This window comes from Pseudovibrio sp. Alg231-02, from assembly GCF_900143565.1.
Taxonomy (GTDB): domain Bacteria; phylum Pseudomonadota; class Alphaproteobacteria; order Rhizobiales; family Stappiaceae; genus Pseudovibrio.
The window spans coordinates 1,198,164-1,216,039 of sequence record NZ_FREX01000001.1 but is presented as its reverse complement, the minus strand read 5'-3'; the positions used below and the strand labels follow the sequence as shown (position 1 = coordinate 1,216,039).

At 51.9% G+C, this 17,876-nt stretch carries 15 protein-coding genes; 3 read left to right on the top strand and 12 right to left on the bottom strand.

The features are described from left to right. Window positions 1-61: 61 nt before the first annotated feature. A complete protein-coding gene (locus DHN43_RS05355; RefSeq protein WP_208994860.1) occupies window positions 62-757 on the top strand; it encodes a cysteine hydrolase family protein in 696 nt (231 codons plus the stop codon). On the opposite strand, the gene DHN43_RS05350 is transcribed toward DHN43_RS05355, so the two are convergent. The 10 genes from DHN43_RS05350 to DHN43_RS05305 all read right to left on the bottom strand — a co-directional run bounded on the left by DHN43_RS05350 (window position 754) and on the right by DHN43_RS05305 (window position 10,533). Continuing rightward, the gene (locus tag DHN43_RS05350; protein ID WP_108817932.1) at window positions 754-1,572 is read right to left on the bottom strand and encodes a phosphodiesterase; all 819 of its coding nucleotides are present in this window, start codon (window positions 1,570-1,572) and stop codon (window positions 754-756) included. The genes DHN43_RS05355 and DHN43_RS05350 overlap by 4 nt on opposite strands. Window positions 1,573-2,031: 459 nt before the next feature. Further along, window positions 2,032-2,163, bottom strand: a complete 132-nt coding sequence (locus tag DHN43_RS05345) for a DUF2474 family protein (protein ID WP_108817931.1) — start codon at window positions 2,161-2,163, stop codon at window positions 2,032-2,034. After that, entirely contained in the window at window positions 2,163-3,170 is a 1,008-nt protein-coding gene (gene cydB, locus DHN43_RS05340) for a cytochrome d ubiquinol oxidase subunit II (protein WP_063287108.1), read from the bottom strand. The genes DHN43_RS05345 and cydB overlap by 1 nt, the downstream gene beginning before the upstream one ends. Then, window positions 3,160-4,569 (bottom strand): cytochrome ubiquinol oxidase subunit I, encoded by a 1,410-nt coding sequence (locus DHN43_RS05335; protein WP_084404363.1) that lies wholly within the window; start codon window positions 4,567-4,569, stop codon window positions 3,160-3,162. Before DHN43_RS05335 ends, cydB begins: the two co-directional genes overlap by 11 nt. A gap of 251 nt (window positions 4,570-4,820) precedes the next feature. Next, the gene (locus DHN43_RS05330; protein WP_108817930.1) at window positions 4,821-5,195 is read right to left on the bottom strand and encodes a DUF805 domain-containing protein; all 375 of its coding nucleotides are present in this window, start codon (window positions 5,193-5,195) and stop codon (window positions 4,821-4,823) included. A 151-nt stretch (window positions 5,196-5,346) separates the two neighbouring features. Then, window positions 5,347-5,793, bottom strand: a complete 447-nt coding sequence (locus DHN43_RS05325) for a DUF805 domain-containing protein (RefSeq protein ID WP_108817929.1) — start codon at window positions 5,791-5,793, stop codon at window positions 5,347-5,349. A gap of 134 nt (window positions 5,794-5,927) precedes the next feature. After that, the gene (locus tag DHN43_RS05320) at window positions 5,928-6,161 is read right to left on the bottom strand and encodes a FeoC-like transcriptional regulator (protein WP_063287111.1); all 234 of its coding nucleotides are present in this window, start codon (window positions 6,159-6,161) and stop codon (window positions 5,928-5,930) included. Window position 6,162: 1 nt separating this feature from the next. Continuing rightward, window positions 6,163-8,505: a ferrous iron transport protein B gene (feoB, locus tag DHN43_RS05315; protein WP_108817928.1), complete on the bottom strand. Its 2,343-nt coding sequence runs from the start codon at window positions 8,503-8,505 to the stop codon at window positions 6,163-6,165. Beyond that, on the bottom strand, window positions 8,502-8,822 hold the full coding sequence (locus DHN43_RS05310; RefSeq protein ID WP_063295402.1) for a FeoA family protein: 321 nt from the start codon (window positions 8,820-8,822) through the stop codon (window positions 8,502-8,504). Before DHN43_RS05310 ends, feoB begins: the two co-directional genes overlap by 4 nt. 142 nt (window positions 8,823-8,964) lie before the next feature. Then, window positions 8,965-10,533 (bottom strand): bifunctional aminoglycoside phosphotransferase/ATP-binding protein, encoded by a 1,569-nt coding sequence (locus DHN43_RS05305; protein WP_208994858.1) that lies wholly within the window; start codon window positions 10,531-10,533, stop codon window positions 8,965-8,967. Between the two features lie 299 nt (window positions 10,534-10,832). Here DHN43_RS05305 and DHN43_RS05300 point away from each other — a divergent pair, with 299 nt between their 5' ends. Further along, window positions 10,833-12,506 carry a thiamine pyrophosphate-binding protein gene (locus DHN43_RS05300; protein ID WP_108817926.1) on the top strand — a complete coding sequence of 558 codons (1,674 nt, stop codon included), beginning with the start codon at window positions 10,833-10,835 and terminating at the stop codon, window positions 12,504-12,506. A gap of 24 nt (window positions 12,507-12,530) precedes the next feature. Here the strand turns inward: DHN43_RS05300 and DHN43_RS05295 are convergent, their stop codons facing one another. Both DHN43_RS05295 and DHN43_RS05290 read right to left on the bottom strand, forming a co-directional pair. Then, window positions 12,531-15,248 carry a bifunctional acetate--CoA ligase family protein/GNAT family N-acetyltransferase gene (locus DHN43_RS05295; RefSeq protein ID WP_108817925.1) on the bottom strand — a complete coding sequence of 906 codons (2,718 nt, stop codon included), beginning with the start codon at window positions 15,246-15,248 and terminating at the stop codon, window positions 12,531-12,533. Window positions 15,249-15,445: 197 nt separating this feature from the next. Continuing rightward, window positions 15,446-16,276: a universal stress protein gene (locus DHN43_RS05290; RefSeq protein ID WP_057463776.1), complete on the bottom strand. Its 831-nt coding sequence runs from the start codon at window positions 16,274-16,276 to the stop codon at window positions 15,446-15,448. A gap of 450 nt (window positions 16,277-16,726) precedes the next feature. Between DHN43_RS05290 and DHN43_RS05285 the strand changes: the two genes are divergently transcribed. Next, window positions 16,727-17,746, top strand: coding sequence for a C4-dicarboxylate TRAP transporter substrate-binding protein (locus DHN43_RS05285; RefSeq protein ID WP_108817924.1), 1,020 nt, complete (start codon window positions 16,727-16,729; stop codon window positions 17,744-17,746). The last annotated feature ends 130 nt before the right edge of the window (window positions 17,747-17,876 follow it).

Genomic DNA, 17,876 nt, shown 5'->3' with positions numbered 1-17,876 from the left:
CCCCCCACAGCAGCATGATATGGTGTGGGGACTGGCATGTCTTGGCTTGGGGGAGCGAACGGTGCTTATTCTGGTTTTAGGAGCTTTACTTTGCGTGGCAGCCCTTGCTGCCTATACCTTTTGGGGTGTCCTCAACATTCAAACACCAACCAACGGCCCGTCGATCATGTTTGAAGGCCGCGGAGGCACTGCGCTGTTGGTGATTGATGTTCAAAGTGACTTCATCAAGGAAACCAGCTCTCGAAGTTGGGAGCCCGACTATCTGCAAGCCCGCCTCAACTACATAAACGCGCTTGGTGAGCTGGCACAGCAAAAGGGCTGGCCCGTCATCTCCATCCGGCAGGTTTACAAGGGATGGTACACCAACCTTCTGGTCCGCCTGTTGGGAGGAGGTTTGGGGGCAAAAGGCTCTGATGGCCTAAAGATAGATCCACGCATAACTATTGAGCCAGATCTGGATCTCGTGAAATCAAAGAGCGACGCTTTTGGCGAACCGGCGCTCGCTGAGTTCCTGAAAAATCAAGAAGTTGACCACCTGATCGTGACAGGTCTGGATGGCAATGCCTGCGTCAAGAACACAACAATCGGTGCGCTTAACAGAGGGTACCGCGTCGAACTTTGCGCCCCCGCCATTCTCGCCCAAAATCAGAACGCATGGAAACTGCAAAAGGAGGCACTGCAGGAAATGGGCGCCGCCGTCTCATGGGATATCGTGGAGAACGAAGCCGATCTCGTAACAGAGAAAGACTCAGCCTAATCAATCAGTTTGCCATCCTTATCAAAGAATGGGTGTTGGCCACCAAAGTCGCCGATAAAACTCAAATGGTTGATCAATTCGCCCTCGGACCAGCGGAATACACGAACCGCTGGCGGGTCCATAACAAAGCCAGGTTCCCCGTCTGGATCCAGATCAAGCGTGACCTGATGGCCTGAAGCAGGGCAGATGCTCACCGGAATGCCGTTCTTGAAGACCTCGATCGCCCGGTGAACATGACCACAAGCAATCTGCCGGATTTGTGATTGCCCTGTAACCACAGGCCAGAAATCCTCATCAGCGCGCATCAGCATAATATCATCCATATGCTGAATACCCGTCTTGAACGGTGGGTGATGCATGAACACCAAAGTCGGCTGATCTTTATGTGCGTCCAGTTCATCGCGCAGCCATGCTTGCTTATGAGCATCAAAATGGCCGTCATGCTTGCTCGGAATGGTCGTATCCAGCCCGATAATGCGCAGGCCGTCTTTCTCAATTGAAAACTGAAGCGCACCCTCTGAAGTCAGGTAGTCATGATCCGCAAACGCATCCCGCATTGCATCCCGGTGATCGTGATTACCGGGGATCACATAAAACGGCATATCCAGCTGGTCGATCTCTTGCCGGAACAACTCATACTCATCCGCATTGCCCAAATCCACCAGATCGCCGCTGATCACCACAAAATCAAGTCGTGGACGAAACGCGTTGAGGTGCGCAACGGCCTGACGCAAATGAGAAAGCGTATCAACACAGTTGTAGGCGAACTTTCCGCCAGCCTTGATGTGAATGTCGGTAAGCTGCGCGAAGATCATGTGTGGTACCCCAAAAAATAGGCTGCAAGTCAGAATAAACTCTAAGCGATGAATAAGCCTGCATCAGCGGAAATTGCGCTGCTGACTAATCCGTCTGACCTCAAACAACAAGTGAACTTTTCATGACAGGGGCATGGTTGCAAGGCATCACTCCGAACAATCAGAAGGAGTAGGCTGGCGTCAGCCGCAATACAACCGCAGGCCACCCACATATTAGCGTCGCCTTGATTTGCTCATTTTCGCCAGTTTTAGGCAATAAAATCGCCTAACTGCGGGTTTTGACGCATTGAAAGGATTTTTAAAACATATCACAGTACACCCCTGAAATATGAGAGGCGAATTTTCGGGAGATATTCGGCTCCGGACAGTTTCGAGCCGTAGCGGAGGAGGAACCGCGAGCGGTTCATTGGGAGAAGGGCGTGCTATGGGGATAGCACGCCCTTATTTTTGCTGGGTCTGTTAAATAATCAGACTTCTTAAGGTGTAAGAGACCACTGCGATGGAGGCAACGCCTGCCACCCAAAGGGCTGCAAACCAAAGCAACCGCTTCCATAAAGGTTGGTCAATTTCGCCGGTTTTATCGAGGCTCATCAGTGATACCCTTCCGTTGATTTTATTTTGCCACGGAACACGTAGTACGCGTAGGCCGTATAGGCGAGGATCATCGGGATGAGGATGACCGCTCCCACAAGCAGGAATTTCAGGCTGCTGTCAGGCGCTGCTGCTTCCCAAAGGGTGTAAACATTTGGCACCACATACGGGAAGATGTTGATCCCAAGTCCCACATAGGTCAGCAGGAAGATCACCAGTGAAGCGAGGAACGGTGTGTAATCCGCATCGCTCATCAAAGCCCGCCACAGCACCAGCGTGGTGACTGCTACAAGAAGTGGAACCGGGAATGTGTAAAGCAGATACGGGAAGCTGAACCACTTCTCCATAATGCTCTCATTGATGAATGGCATCCACATACTGACCAGCAGAAGGAAGCCAATCAGGATAAGAGCGGCGTACTTTGAGACGCGGCGGAAATGCGCTTGCGGCACACCTTCCAGCTTCATCACCAGCCATGTGGCCCCAAGCAGGGCATAGCCGGAGATCACGGCAAAACCGGTCATGACAGAAAATGGTGTCAGCCAATCCCACCAGCCGCCTGCATAAGTGCGGTCAACCACCTCAATGCCTTGCACAAGCGTACCAAGCACCAGTCCCTGACAGAATGCAGCAACGATAGACCCTGCAAAGAAGGATATATCCCAGAACGGCCTGCGCTCAACAGATGACTTGAAGCGGAACTCAAAGGCAACGCCTCTGAAGATCAACCCGATCAACATGCCAATAATCGGTGCGTAGACCGCAGGCATAATGACCGAGTAGGCGAGCGGGAACACGGCAAACAAACCACCGCCACCAAGGACGAGCCAGGTCTCATTGCCATCCCAGACAGGAGCGACGCTGTTCATCATCAATGTGCGTTCATCAGCGTCTTTGGTGGTCGGGTACAAGATCCCGATGCCAAGATCAAAGCCATCCAAAATCACATAGGCGAAGATCGCGACTGCAATGAGAAAACCCCAAATGAGTGGATAATCAAGAATCATGAGAACGATCTCCCTCATGTGGTTGAAGGGCCTGTGCAGGAGTGATGCCTGCGGTTCTGACAGGTACACCTTCCTCAACGCCCTGGCTCGCATCCGGAGACTTCGCCATGGACCGGAAGATGTAGAAGATACCAACGCCAAAGACGATACAGTACACCGCTACAAAGATGACCAGCGAGGCCCAGACGGCAGGTGCTTCAACAGGTGAGACGGATTCTGACGTCTTGAGCAACCCGTACACGGTGTAAGGTTGGCGACCAACTTCCGTTGTTGTCCAGCCTGCGATGACGGCGACAAAGCCAGCAGGTCCCATAACAATGGAAGCTCGCTGAAGCCATTCACTCTCATAAAGCCGGCCACGGATCCGAGACCATAGGCCCCAAACGCCAACCAGCAACATCAAGACACCAATACCAACCATGATGCGGAATGACACAAACACGATCGCTGCCGGTGGCCAGTCTTCCCGTGGGAATTCATTCAGTCCCGGCACAACACCATCAAGGCTGTGGGTCAGAATAATGCTCGAGAGATAAGGGACCTCAATCTTGTACTTTGTTTCTCCAGCTTCCACATCCGGCCATCCAAAGAGGATGAGCGGGGCAGGGCCTTGGGAATCAAAGTGCCCCTCCATAGCAGCAACCTTGGCAGGCTGATGCTCCAGAGTGTTGAGGCCATGATAGTCCCCCGCAAGCATTTGGATTGGCGTGACCACAATCATCATCCACATTGCCATGGAGAACATCACCTGCGCCGCCGCATTAAAACGGTTCTTCAACAGATGATAGGCACCCACGGCACCAACCACGAAGGCTGTGGTCAGGTAAGCTGCCAGCACCATGTGCACGAGCCGGTAGGGGAAGGAGGGGTTGAAGATAATCGCCCACCAATCCGCAGGCACAAACTGGCCCACGTCATTCATGGCGTAGCCTGCTGGTGTCTGCATCCAGCTGTTGACGGAAAGGATCCAGAAAGCGGAAAGGGCGGTGCCAATGGCAACAACCACGGTGGCAAAGAAGTGCAACTTCTTGCCTACGCGGTTCATACCAAACAGCATAATGCCGAGGAAACCTGCTTCCAGGAAGAAGGCCGTGAGCACCTCATACCCCATGAGCGGTCCAATGACCGATCCGGTTTTGTCTGCAAAGGCAGACCAGTTGGTGCCGAATTGATAAGCCATGACGATGCCGGAAACGACACCCATAGCGAAGGAAAGTGCGAAGATTACGAGCCAGAACTTGAAGACCCGCAAGTATACATCACGTCCTGTCCATAGCCATAAGCCTTCAAGGACAGCAAGAAAACTTGCCAGACCTATAGTAAAAGCCGGAAATATGATATGGAACGCGATTGTAAAAGCAAATTGGAATCGAGCTAGATCAACTGCTAAACTGTCCATGTGACCACCTGTCGATGGGATGTGCTAATTTTAAATCATGGAATTCCGTAGCGGAACACTGTTAATAATTATGTTTTTTCCGCGATCCATGACCAGTGCACCCCAAAAGATAGGGCACTTGTCTTTGCTGTAGTAACTGTTTCCTTGAAAAAGTGAGTTGCATTAGGAGCTATGCGCTATGCAAAGTGTCGCATAATTTCTGCTTATGCCCGATCCGACACAGCACTATCCAGTTTGTATTAATTCTAATTCTAATATTTCGTTTTGCCATGGAATGATGGCTGCACAAACCAGTAAAGCAGCAGCAAACCGCCTAGAATCGGTATGAAAGCGATGAGTAGCCAGAAGCCGGATCGATTGATGTCATGCAGTCGCCGCACGGCCACGGCCAGATTAGGCAAGAAGAACGCGATGTTCAAGATGGAGCTTAACGGAGCACCATCCTGCACACTCCCCGTGGGCAATCCCAGAGTAGGGGCGATCACAAAGTTATCGATAAGGTGAGCTGCGATCATCACTATGAGCAGGAAGAGTACCCACCACCAAAACTCGGAGCGAGGCGCACGCCCAGTGAACTGCACATACTTCTTGAAACAGGTTCTGATGGCGCTTTGAAAACTAACCACGCTACTCTCCAAGTTTTTGTAGGGGTGTTAGACCGCACATGCTGACCAGAACGTCCAGGTTGGCTGTCTAACGATGTGCCAGAGAGCAAAGAACTGAGGTCTGTGCTCCTGTTTTGCGTGCGTACTTTTTGCCTTAGCTGAGTGTGAGTGTTTACTCGTAATTGGCGTTGACGGTTTGCCTTGAAGGAAGCAGATGCCAGTACAATAGAAGCAATGCCCCAAAAAACGGGATCACCGTAATGAACACCCAGAAGCCGGAACGATCAACATCGTGAAGACGACGAACGGCTACCGTTAGTGTTGGTAACAACAGGAAAAGTGTAACAATCATTGTGAGGATGTTGGGCAGGAACATACCGACTGCCATTGCAGTTCCCGAAGTACCTGATGATTGCTGAAGCTCTGAGATGCCCAAAATAAGACCACTCATAACCAGAATATCAAAAAGAACAGCTACGGTGATGACAAGCGCATTGAACAAAAACCACCACCAGTATTCAGCGCGTGATGCACGACCATAAAAGTTAAAGTAGTTCTTCAGGCATGAGATGATGGCATCTTTGAAACTAAGTTCATCTTGTGAGTGCGTGTAGGCCATTGAGCCCTCCTTTTTGCAGGAAAGGCTAGAGCGCGCTTTCTCACCAGAAAGTTGAGGGCATAGGCCAAATGCAAAACAGGAGAGTAAAGACCCGGCCTTACTCTCCTGTTTGTGTTTATTTGCTTAAGCAGAGCTTATTGTTTGAGCTGATACTGAACCGTCGGCGCAAAGCTGCATCCCCCACAGGAGCTTGCACAGCTACTGGAGGCGGAGCTTGAAGAGCACCCCACTTCCTCAATGCGCCCCAATGCTTTGAGTTGCGAAACCATGGCCATAGCAAAGTCACTCGGAATGTTCATATCCTGAGCGATCTCGCCAACAGTGGCACCGCCACGCTTTGCCAAAACACCTTCAATCTGCTGCAACATTTTATTCTGCGGCCTCCAGTGCTGCCCGATGCGCAATGGTGCTCTCTGCTTTCTGGCGCATGAAGACCAACACACTGACAATTGCAGCCAGCAGTCCAATGATCCAGAGCGCAGAAGATGTTGGGTGGCGAGCGAAGGTGCCAATCTGATAAGCCAGAGAAGCGCCGGAGTAGGCCAGTAAAGTGGTCCAGCCTGCCGCAAACAGAGCCCAGTTGCGCCCAACCTCACGCCAGATGGTAGCCAGAGCCGCAGTGCATGGAATGTAAAGCAGGACTGCAATCATGTAGGCAAATGCGCCTACTTTTCCGTCAAAGTGCGCCGCAAGTGCGGTGAACAGGCCCACCTCAACCTCTTGCTCTTCAGCAGCTACGTTATAGCTGGAGGTATCACCAATATCGATGCCAAGTGGATCAAGCATCTGCGAGGTCAGATCCACAATGCTGGTCGTGAAGATATTGATGGCCTCTTGTGCGGTCCCCAGCGGGGCAGGGGCTCCACCTTCTTCATCAGTGGTGACGTAAAGCGTCTGCAAGGTACCAACCACGGCTTCCTTCGCAAAGATGCCAGTGACCAGACCAACCGTGGCAGGCCAGTCATCTTCACTCAGGCCCATTGGAGCGAAGATTGGTGTCACTTGTTTGGAAACAACAGCCAAGACAGAGTTGCCATTGGCCTCGTTGCCAACGTTTCCTTCAAAGTCAACGGAGTTCAAAATAGTCAGAACAGCCACCACCGTGACAATAATCTTACCAGCGCCAAACAAGAAGATCTTCAGGCGCGTCCAGACCAGCTTCATCACTTGTGAAAACTGCGGCATCTGATAGGTCGGCAGCTCAATAGCAAGGCTGGTGGATTGCCCTTTGTAGAAGGAATTGGACAGCGCCCAGCCTGTAAAGATAGCCACGCCAACGCCAAGCAGATAAAGCGCAAACACAATGTTCTGGCCGTTGACCGGGAAGAACGCCGCTGCAAACAATGCATACACTGGCAGGCGTGCGCCGCAGGACATGAACGGCGCCATCATGGATGTCACCACCCGCTCGCGTTCCGTCTCCAGCGTACGGGTCGCCACAACAGCGGGCACAGTACAACCAAAGCCCAGAATAAGCGGCAGAAAGGCACGACCGGGCAGTCCGATCCGGCGCATCAGGCCATCTGCAACCACTGCTGCACGGGCCATATACCCGCTCTGCTCAAGGAAAATCTGACAGAGGAAAAGCAAGCCGACGATAGGGGCGAACGTACCGACAGTTTGTAAACCTCCGCCAAGCGCTGTGATCAGCATTTCCAGTGCACCACCTTCAAGCCCAACCGCATAAAGCAGGCTTAGGGGTGCCTGAATAAACAAGGCATCTCCCAATCCATCAAACAGATCAATGAAGTAGGAGGAAACATTAATCGCGATGAAGAACATCGCATACATCGCGCCAAGGAACACAAACGGGCCAGCCCACTTGGAAAGCACAAAGCGGTCAATCTTATCTGAGAAGCTGCGTACATCCTGTGGCTCAGGCAGTTCCATCAGTTGCGCGAGAGAATAAGCCCGATTGAAGTAACTCGTCGCCATCACCAACTCAGTTGGGTCTTGCAGGCGAAGCTCACATCTTTGGGAAACAGCTTGAGCCTTCTCCAGCACAGCAGCAGGCACCATCTCACGCGCCAGCTTGTCTCCTTCCATCAATCGATGCGCTAATGGCATGGATTGATCTGACAAGGCCGGAGCCAGTCTGGCGATCTCATCTGCGAGCTCTTTGACAGGCTCAATCAGATCAAACGGATCTGTCAGCAAACGGGAGGGGACATCTGGTGAGCGAACAGCAGTCGACAATTCATCACGCAAGCCAGCCAGTGAATGCTCGTCGTGTACGGAAGTCGCGATCACCGGCATAGCAAGCGCAGCTGAAAGACGATCCGCAGCTGATTGCAAAACACCGGCAGGCCACAAATCTGCTTTGGTCATCACCGCTACAATTGGCACATCAAATGCGAGTGCTTGTAGCAAAATGGCAAGAGAACGCTCCAGCGCAATCGGATCAAGCACAACGGCCAGTGCAGCCGGGCGATCAGACAAAAGCGCCTGACGGGTTATGCGCTCGTCAATGCGGTCATCTTCAGGGGAGGAAAGTGTTGCAACGCCTGGCAGGTCCAGCAGGGCGAGCGTAGAGGTCTGAGTCTGGCAAATGCCAGTCTTGCGATCAACAGTAACACCCGGCCAATTGCCGATAACCTGACTGCGGCCAGTCAGCTTGTTAAACAGACTGGATTTGCCTGAGTTAGCTGTTCCTAGCAAATGAACTTGGGGTTTGTCTTCGCAGCGACAAGAACCAGTGTCGTGGCAGCTCATTGGCTAACCTCTTCCACCAAAATGGTGTCAGCCAGATCAACGCCAACTGCCACGCGCTGAGAGCCAATAGAAAGGATACGTGCCCGCTTGCCACTACCTTCAAAAATGGAAAGTGGACGGTCACTCGTCAGGCCAAGAGATCGCAACTTCAGGGCATCTGCCCGATTTCGCCCAAGGCGAACAACTTTCAATTCAACACCTGCACGCGCTTCTGTCAGCGGCTTGGCCTGTACTGGTGGAACGAATGTTTCGCGGTAAGGCGCGAAGACTTCTTTATGGGGTGCTTGCTCGAATGTTTCTCTGGCTAGCAAAGACATCAACGTCTCCAAAATCTTATTTCTTGAAGACATAAAACTGCAATTGCGAATGACTTGCAATGACGGCAATCAAACAAAAAGGGAAGATTCCCGCATAATAGAGTGCTGCTATCACTTTGGAATTATTATAAAAAATGGAATATTACTGTAATTGAGACAGTCCTGTCACTCTACGCGCTTGTTCTAAAACAGCTTCTTTGGATTTAGCACTATCCAGCCTAACCCAGTGGATCTCGCCCAGGTCGTAACTTTGCTGCACCCGCACCACCTCAGAGTCTGCATCTGATGCGTCGCCGTGTCGCGCATCAACACGGTTGATAAGCGTCTCCACATCAGCTTCCAGCCAGATCCCCTGAAATTCAGCACCCGTCTTCACGGCAAGTTTCTCAACTGAGTCTCTTTCTGCCGGCTTGCTATAAACCCCATCGATAATGACGGAGTGCCCGGCTGCCAACACCACTTCAGCCCGATGCAGCAACTCAGCATAGACCTTATTAGAAAACTCTGGTGTGTATGTCTCTTTACCAGCAGTCTCCACCTCACCGATCTCCAGCATCTCCTTACGCAAAACATCCGTACGCAGATGCACAGCTCCCGGCATGCGCCCAAGTAAGGGGGCCAGCCCTTGAGCAAGCGTGGTTTTACCAGTGCCGGAAAGACCACCAATCACACAAAGAACAGGTGGTGTTGGTTCAAGCGCTCTTTGGCAAATCTTGAAATATTCTTGTGCCTGATACTCGGTCTTCCGCCGTGTTTCACCCTCTTGGTGCAATGACGCCGCTGCCCCGATCTTGGCGCGGATCGCAGCTCGCATCATCAGGTAGAACCTTAATACGCGAAGGTCTTCCAGATGCTTCGGCTGTCGCGCCAGTTGGAGATAGGTGTTCAACACGATGTTCGCTGCTTCGGGCTCTTTTCGCTCACATAAGTCTAGTAGTAAAAAGGCGAGATCATAAAGAACATCTCCCGTCGCGATCGCATCATCAAACTCAACCGCATCAAAAAGAAGCGGCTTCCCGTCATGCATAACGATATTGGCCAGGTGGGCATCACCATGATTGAGACGCACAAGCCCCAACTCGCCGCGGTCCCGGATCATGCCTTCGATATGTTGGTGCTCTTTGCGGGCAGCTTCGTCCAGCGCTAACACTTGATCACCGGGAAAAAACTGCGGGAACTCTTGGAATGCAACAAGGTTTTGGTCGGTGTAATTGAGCAGATCATCAATCCACGGCTGGGCTTCCCGCAGTGTTGTTCGGCTATGGGCATCTACCATCAGTTTCGCTAAGTCTACCGCCAGCTCTCTGCTGATACCCTTTTCCTCAGCAACTCTATCCAGCCCGAGGTGTTCGTTAAAGCGGTTCATATGGACCACCCACTCAACGACAGCGCCATGACCGGCCAGCTCTAAAGAACCATCCCGCTCTAATGTGATGGGCAGGGTACTGCGGTAGATCTGAGGGGCGTACTGGCTGTTGAGTTTGATCTCGGCTTCACAAGCTGTCTTCCGCTTCTCCAGCGTGGAATAGTCAAGGAACGGAAACTTCACATCCCGCTTCATCTTGTAGGCGTCATTCCCAACCAGAAAGGCAATATTCGCATGTGTGTCGATGCGCTTGACCTCTTGCCCCCGGTGCGCCTCCGGAGAGGTGAAAAAGCTGATGATGTCGCTTTGGGTCAGAGTATCCACGTCAAAACTGTCAGCGGTCATGGGTCCATCCATCAAAACTACGCGAAAGCAAACTCTCTGGAGGTGTTGTGCACCTTCAGGCTGCAATTGCCAATCTATCAATCGGGCTTAGGAGGTATTCTAGGGCCATAGATTTATTGTGAAAGTGAAAAACAGGGGTAACTCAACAAACTACTCAATCTGTCATGCAGGCTTCATCATTCACACTGTGTTTTGCCCAGTTCATTCCATCCAGGAATAATAAAGAGAAATACTGCAGATTTTCACGAGAGCATAATCCGCGTATCTTCGCCTCAATCGAATTAGGACTGGAGTGAGGGATGAGCCAGACAATGCGGACCGGTGGTCAGTTAATCGTGGATGCGCTGGAAGATCAGGGCGCCGAGCGTGTCTTCTGTGTGCCGGGTGAGAGCTATCTTGCTGTTCTGGATGCGCTGTATGATGCCTCCGTTCCAATAACCCTGTGCCGTCAGGAAGGCGGCGCCGCCATGATGGCAGAGGCTTGGGGTAAAATGACCGGCAAACCAGGCATCTGCATGGTGACTCGTGGTCCGGGCGCAACCAACGCATCTGCTGGCGTGCACATTGCGCAGCAGGATTCCACACCGATGATCCTGTTTGTTGGTCAGATTGCCCGCGATATGCGCGAACGGGATGCCTTCCAGGAAGTCAACTACCGTCAGATGTTTGGCAGCATCGCCAAATGGGTTGCTGAGATTGATCAAGCGGACCGCATCCCGGAAATGATCTCGCGCGCTTACCATGTCGCAACATCAGGCCGTCCCGGTCCTGTCGTTTTGGCCTTGCCAGAAGATATGCTGATCGAACTGGCTGAAGCACAACGTGTTCCGGCTATGCGCCCAATTGAGACTTATCCATCCAATCATCAGATGGAAGAGTTTAAACAACTGCTGGAAGGGGCCGAGCGTCCATTCTTCATTCTCGGCGGTTCACGCTGGTCAGAAGAGACCTGCGACACCTTTAAGGCTTTTGCTGAAAAGACCAGTTTGCCGGTTGGCGTATCGTTCCGCCGCCAAATGCTCTTTGACAACGGCCATACCTGCTACGCTGGTGATGTGGGCATTGGCATCAACCCGAAGCTCAAAGCTCGCATAGAGAACTCAGATCTCATTGTCCTGCTCGGCGATATCCTCTCCGAGATGCCGAGCCAGTCTTATTCCATGCTGAACATTCCAGTACCGGCACAAAGGGTCGTTCACATCCATCCGGGTGCAGAGGAACTTGGTCGCATGTACCTGCCAACGCTGGGCATCAACGCCAGCCCTGCTGGTTTCTGCGAAGCTCTGGCAGAATTAGACATAAAGCAGCAAACTGGCTGGAAAGCCCAGGTTGAAGAAGCGCATGCTGATTATCTGGCATGGTCAGGTGCTCGCCCAACTGTGACGGGTGATCTGCAAATGGCTGAAGTGATGGAGTGGATAGAGAACAACCTCGACGACACCACCATCTTCACCAATGGCGCAGGCAACTACGCCACATGGGTGCACCGCTTCCATCGCTTCCGCAAATACAACACGCAGCTGGCTCCAACCTCCGGCTCTATGGGCTATGGCCTGCCAGCAGCCGTCGCAGCCAAGCTCAAGTTCCCTGAGCGCGATGTGGTTTGCTTTGCGGGTGACGGATGTCTGCAGATGACCATTCAGGAGCTGGGTACCGCTGCTCAAGATGGTGCGAACATCATTGTGGTCGTTGTCGACAACGGCATCTACGGCACAATCCGGATGCATCAGGAACGTGAGTATCCAGGTCGCATCAGCGCAACCACGCTGCACAATCCAAACTTCGCTGATGTTGCAAAAGCCTATGGCTTCCACTCAAGCACAGTGAAAACGGCTGATGAGTTCGGTCCCGCCTTTGAAGCTGCAAAAGCAAGCGGCAAGCCAGCTCTGTTGCACCTGCATCTGGACCCAGAAGCGATCACGCCAATCCGTTCGCTGTCGCAGATCCGCGAAGCCTCAATGGCGACCAGTTAATCTGAAAATATCGGAGACGGTGATCTAACTCATCGTCTCTCGATCAAGCGTAGTGACGTCCAGAACAACATCCGCAAGCGCATCATCATCAGGAGAGCGCTTTACGCGGAAGCCGAGACTGCGGCACATATCCAGCATGGTGGTGTTCTCGCGTAAAACCTCGCCTTTGACGGTCTGGATGCCGTCGACCTTCGCATAACGAATAATCAACTTCATCAAAACCCAGCCAAGGCCCATGCCTTTGAGGTTGGACTGAACCATCACCGCATACTCGCCCTCTGTATGGTCTGGGTTTGCATGAAGTCGGACCACTCCCAAAATATCACCTGTTTCAGGATCAATAGCTGAAAATGCCATAGCCCGCGCATAGTCCAACTGCACGAGACGAGCTAGGAACGTGTGCGAGAATTCTTTGACTGGAGCAAAGAAACGCAGGCGCAAGTCTTCAACTGAAACCTTCTCAAAGAAGTTCTTCAGTTTGCCTTGGTCTTCAGGCCGGATTGGCCGGATCAGGATCGTCTTACCGTCCTTCAGCTTGTGTGTGTGCTCCCATTCAACAGGGTAGGGCACGATAGACAGGCGAGACGCGCCTTGTCGTCCCGGACGTTTTTCCGGAGCACTGATCGCGACACGCGCGTCAAGGACAACAATGCCATTCTCATCGACCACCACCGGGTTCAGGTCCAGCTCCCGCACTTCCGGGAAATCAACGGCAATCTGAGAGAGCTTCACCAAAAGGTGCTCCACCTCTGCAACATTGGCAGATGGTCGGTTACGGAACCCCTTCAACAGCTTGGCTGTGCTGGTACGGGAAATCATTGCCTTGGCGAGGTTAAGGTCAATCGGCACCAGATCAATCGCCCGGTCGCCAACCACCTCAACGGATGTGCCGCCTTTGCCAAACACGACCACGGGCCCAAACACCGGATCATCCGCAAGGCCAGCATAAGTCTCTAATCCAAACCTGCGCGTCACCATTGGCTGGATCTCAACACCGGTAATGTCTGCATGCGGATAGGAATGTTTCACATTGCCAAGGATCTTCTCAAAAGTTGCTTTCACACCAGCAACGCTGTCAACGCCAAGATGCACGCCGCCAACATCGGACTTGAAAGTTAGATCAGGGCTGCTGACTTTAAGAACAAGCTGATCGTGTTTGTCGAACAGGACCTCAGCAACCTTCGCAGCTTCCTCAACGGTTTTGACCAGATGCAACTCTACCTGGTTGACCGAATAAGCCCGCAGCAGTTCCCTCGTTTGCAAAGGTGTAAGCCACTTCTGCCCGTTCTCCAGCGCAACGCGGATCGTTTCTTTCGCCAGTCGCAGGTTGGGCTTGTAATCGCTGGGCAGGCTGTCTGGGACAGCGGAAAGATGGTCCTTCGCTTCCTTGTATCGAACCAGATGCATGAAGGAGCGGATTGCGCCAGACGGGCTTGGATAACAAGGCACACGTGCTTCATCCAGAACCTGTCGCGGAATATTGGCACCACCAGCCAGCGTAGTCACAAAAGCCTGATGCTTGCCGAGCCGTTTGCGGTCTTCCTGACCTGCTTCAGCAAAGGCTTTCGCAACCTGAGAGAAATCCTCAAAAGCTGTCGGTGCAGCAATGGCCAGCACACCGTCGGAATTCGGGTCTCTCAATAAAGCGCTGATGCCTTCTTTGAACTCCTCAGGACTAGCAGCTTCAGACAAGACCAACGGATTGTCCGCCCGCGCATCAGTCCGGGTCAAAGAGCACAGCTTCTCTTTGGTCTCCTTACTGATAGGAGCCAGTTTACCGCCAACCTTCGCAAGGCGGTCAGCAGCCAGTGTTGCCAGACTACGACCATTCGCGATGATAGAAAGACGCCGCCCCGCTGATGGAGCAACACGGGTGACAGTCTCTGCGGCTTCAAACATCTCATCAAGGTCGTAAACACGAAGCACGCCAGCACGCTGCAAAGCGGCATCATAAACAGAATCGCGCGTTGCCAGACGGCTGGAGTGGGCAGTACCTGAAATGTGTTGGTCACGGCTCGCACCACTGCGAATAACGATCACTGGCTTTGAGCGTGCCGCTGCCCGTGCCGCTGACATAAACTTGCGCGGGTTTGCAATGGTCTCAAGGTGCACAAGGATCGCTTTGGTCCGATAATCCTGCGCATACCAATCCAGCAGATCAGAAACATCAACATCCAAGCGGCGACCAAGAGAAACAACACCAGAGAACCCGATGGAGTTGGCTTTGGCCCAGGACAAGGTGGTGTTGAAGATAGTGCCGGAGCGGGAAATAAGCGCCAGTTCCCCTTTCAAAGCTTGCTCACTTGTCAGGAGCGTAGAGAGCTTGGAATGTGGGGAAGCGATCCCGAGGCTACCCGGGCCGAGAATTCGAATATTGTACGGATGTGCAGCTTTCAAAAGCGCATCAAGGTGTTCATCGCGCCAGCTGTCAAAGCCGCTTGCGGGAATAACCACAGCGCGTGTGCCTTGCTCGCCGAGAAGCCTGATGTCATCTGCAGCTGTAGTATGGTCTCCCAGCAAAATGGCAAGATCTGCTTTGCCATCCACCTCTGGAATAGAAGCGATACTCCTAATTCCATCTGCCGAAGTTCCGGACAAGCCAATAAACGCTTTAGGACCAGAAAACCCACAACCAACAAGGCTGTCGATGAGACGCTGCAGGACCACCTCCTGCTTGCTGTTTGGGCCAACAATGGCAATAGAGCGTGGAGAGGTCAAACCCTCTAGATTGCAGATCGTCATAGCGCATTTCCCGTCAAACTCTGTTGAGTTTTAGGTGCTGTTACTAAGGTATTCAATTCAGACCAATGCCCCTCATAATGGAGCTGGAGGGCGTTTGATCTTCAAAATAGAAGAGAGGTGCGACAGCAAAGCGACACCTCTCTCCCTTTCAAAATGGGCAAGGATCGGGAGACAAAGTGGGACGCCCCCCGACTAAATTAGTGAGCCATCAGAACTGGAATAGTCATGGAATGCAGAATGTCACGGGTCGCTCCACCTACGAGATATTCACGCATGCGGCTGTGACCGTAACCACCCATAACAAGCAGGTCTGTTCCATTTTCTGAGACATAGTTGAGAAGCGCATCGCCAACACCAATTGGTGGGTTGTTGATCACATCAACGTTGATCTCCAGGTCGTGGCGAGCAAGGTACGTTGCAATGTCGGAACCTGGCTCACCTTCAAGAGGCAGACCTTTGTTCACGATCACGATTGTAACATGCTCTGCCATTTCCAGAATTGGAAGCGCTGCATGCACTGCACGTGCTGCTGTCGCGCTGCCATCCCAAGCCAAAACAACTTTCTTCGGCTTAAAATCACCTTTAGAGATGAATGGAACGATCAGCGTAGGTACGCCAGATTCGAACAGCAGACCTTCGATCAGCATTTCGCGCATTGGCTCAGGTGCTTCAGGGTTGTCCTGACCAATCACAACCATGTCGCTCAAGCGGCAGTGACCCATGATGGATTCAAGGCTGCCACCGGTGACGATCTCTTCCACACGAGTTTCAGTGGAGATACCAGCGAGTTCTGCATAGCCTTTGAACTTCTCAGTAGAAGTCTTGGCAGCATCGATGGCCTGATTTTTAGCAACCTGCAAATAATCGGTTGGCATTGGTGCTGCCAGAAAACCGGGCACGATTGGCTCAAATGCCAGCGCAAGCCCTGTCGCATGTGCACCTGCCTGACGGGCAAATTCAACAGCAACCTTAGATGCTGTTTGATCGCCGTTCAGGTCTGTAATGGTGAGAATGTCCTTGATTGCCATAAGCCTTGTCTCCTTGCCCTCTATTTCTTAGCGGTACGGGAGGTTGTCCCTCGCCTGAAATATTAGGTCAGCATTGCAATAGCTGCTTTGATCCTTATCAACCTTAATCATTGGGATAAGGTTTTGAAAAATAATGCAGTTTCACTATTATTATAAGTTAGGGAGTGTAAGGTAGCCCAGTTTCGACCCAAATAGGTATACTTAAAGTCTTTATACTTTAGGCAAAGAAGAACTTATTGGCTGAATAAAAGCAGAGTTTTTATACACTTGCACCCTGCAAAGATATTTTAAACGAATGAACCTAGGGGCATGTGAATAGTCATTAAATCTTCGAATTACTAAGGTTTATTACTGAGAAAATTGTGATATTTCTATATCTGACGGAATTCAGGGAGGGGCTGGATTTGCGCCTATTGCAAGGACGGCCAATTTATTTTCGGGAGTTTATAAATGAAAAATCTTAAGGTTGCGACAGCTGCGCTCGCAGCAACAATGGGCTCCGCATTTGTGGGCGAAGCTCTGGCTGCAGATGTGACCTGGAATGTCTCGTTGTGGGGCAAACGACGCGCATTTACCGAGCACGTTGAAAAGCTATCAGAAGAAGTGGCAACACGCACAAACGGCAAGTTCGAAATCAAGCTGCATTACGGTGGAGCACTCTCCAAATCTCGCGAAAACCTTGATGGCATCTCTATCGGTGCGTTCGAGATGGCGCAGTTCTGCGCATCTTACCATGCAGACAAAAACCCGACATTGACCACCACCGATCTGCCATTCCTCGGCGTGCCGGATCTGGAAACTCAGGTGAAGGTAGATTTCGCGCTCTACAATCACCCTGCAGTTCAAAAAGATCTGGGTCGTTGGAATGCAAAGCTGTTGATGCCATCTCCAATGCCGCAGTACAATCTGCTGGGTAAAGGCGATGCACCTGCAAAGCTGGCCGACTTTGAAGGCATGCGTGTACGTGCTCTTGGTGGCGTTGGTAATGCGATGAAGACCATTGGCGCTGTTCCAACAACCGTGACAGCTTCTGAGGCGTATCAGGCGATCGATTCTGGCACCGTGCAGGCAGTTGCTTTTGCACCTCACGCACATCTGTCATTCAAAACAGTTGAAGCTGGTAGCTGGTGGACCAACAACCTGAACCCAGGCACTGTGAGTTGCCCGGTTGTCGTCAGCACAGATGCCTACGACATGCTGTCACCTGAGTTCCAAAAGGCACTGGATGAAAGCGTAGCTCCTGCAGTTCAGCACTACCTGGACACCTACGCAAAGGTTTATGACAAGTTCTATCCAGCTCTGGAAGCAAACGGTGTAAAGCAAATCTCCTTTACTGAAGAAGAGCTTGAAGGTTTCAAGGCTGTTGCCGGCAAGCCTATCTGGGACAAGTGGGTTGAAGACATGTCTGCAAAGGGTCTTCCAGCAGCAGAACTGCTCACACTCGTACAAAACACAATTGCAGGTAAGTAATTACCTATCAAAAGGCGCACTTTGTTTGGTGCGCCTTTTTTAATCCGATGGGGCTGCTCATCGGAGGTTTATTTAAGAGCCTGCTCGAATGTACTCGCTCAGAGCAGGGCACAACATTTCTCTTAAAATC

Excerpts from the sequence above, each read along its gene's own strand:
- DHN43_RS05320 (WP_063287111.1), bottom strand. The coding sequence starts at position 6,161 with ATGTTGCAGCAGATTGAAGGTGTTTTGGCAAAGCGTGGCGGTGCCACT.
- DHN43_RS05285 (WP_108817924.1), top strand. The coding sequence starts at position 16,727 with ATGAAAAATCTTAAGGTTGCGACAGCTGCGCTCGCAGCAACAATGGGC.
- DHN43_RS05335 (WP_084404363.1), bottom strand. The coding sequence starts at position 4,569 with ATGGACAGTTTAGCAGTTGATCTAGCTCGATTCCAATTTGCTTTTACA.
- feoB (WP_108817928.1), bottom strand. The coding sequence starts at position 8,505 with ATGAGCTGCCACGACACTGGTTCTTGTCGCTGCGAAGACAAACCCCAA.
- DHN43_RS05305 (WP_208994858.1), bottom strand. The coding sequence starts at position 10,533 with ATGACCGCTGACAGTTTTGACGTGGATACTCTGACCCAAAGCGACATC.
- DHN43_RS05290 (WP_057463776.1), bottom strand. The coding sequence starts at position 16,276 with ATGGCAATCAAGGACATTCTCACCATTACAGACCTGAACGGCGATCAA.
- DHN43_RS05325 (WP_108817929.1), bottom strand. The coding sequence starts at position 5,793 with ATGGCCTACACGCACTCACAAGATGAACTTAGTTTCAAAGATGCCATC.
- DHN43_RS05295 (WP_108817925.1), bottom strand. The coding sequence starts at position 15,248 with ATGACGATCTGCAATCTAGAGGGTTTGACCTCTCCACGCTCTATTGCC.
- DHN43_RS05300 (WP_108817926.1), top strand. The coding sequence starts at position 10,833 with ATGAGCCAGACAATGCGGACCGGTGGTCAGTTAATCGTGGATGCGCTG.
- cydB (WP_063287108.1), bottom strand. The coding sequence starts at position 3,170 with ATGATTCTTGATTATCCACTCATTTGGGGTTTTCTCATTGCAGTCGCG.
- DHN43_RS05350 (WP_108817932.1), bottom strand. The coding sequence starts at position 1,572 with ATGATCTTCGCGCAGCTTACCGACATTCACATCAAGGCTGGCGGAAAG.
- DHN43_RS05345 (WP_108817931.1), bottom strand. The coding sequence starts at position 2,163 with ATGAGCCTCGATAAAACCGGCGAAATTGACCAACCTTTATGGAAGCGG.
- DHN43_RS05310 (WP_063295402.1), bottom strand. The coding sequence starts at position 8,822 with ATGTCTTTGCTAGCCAGAGAAACATTCGAGCAAGCACCCCATAAAGAA.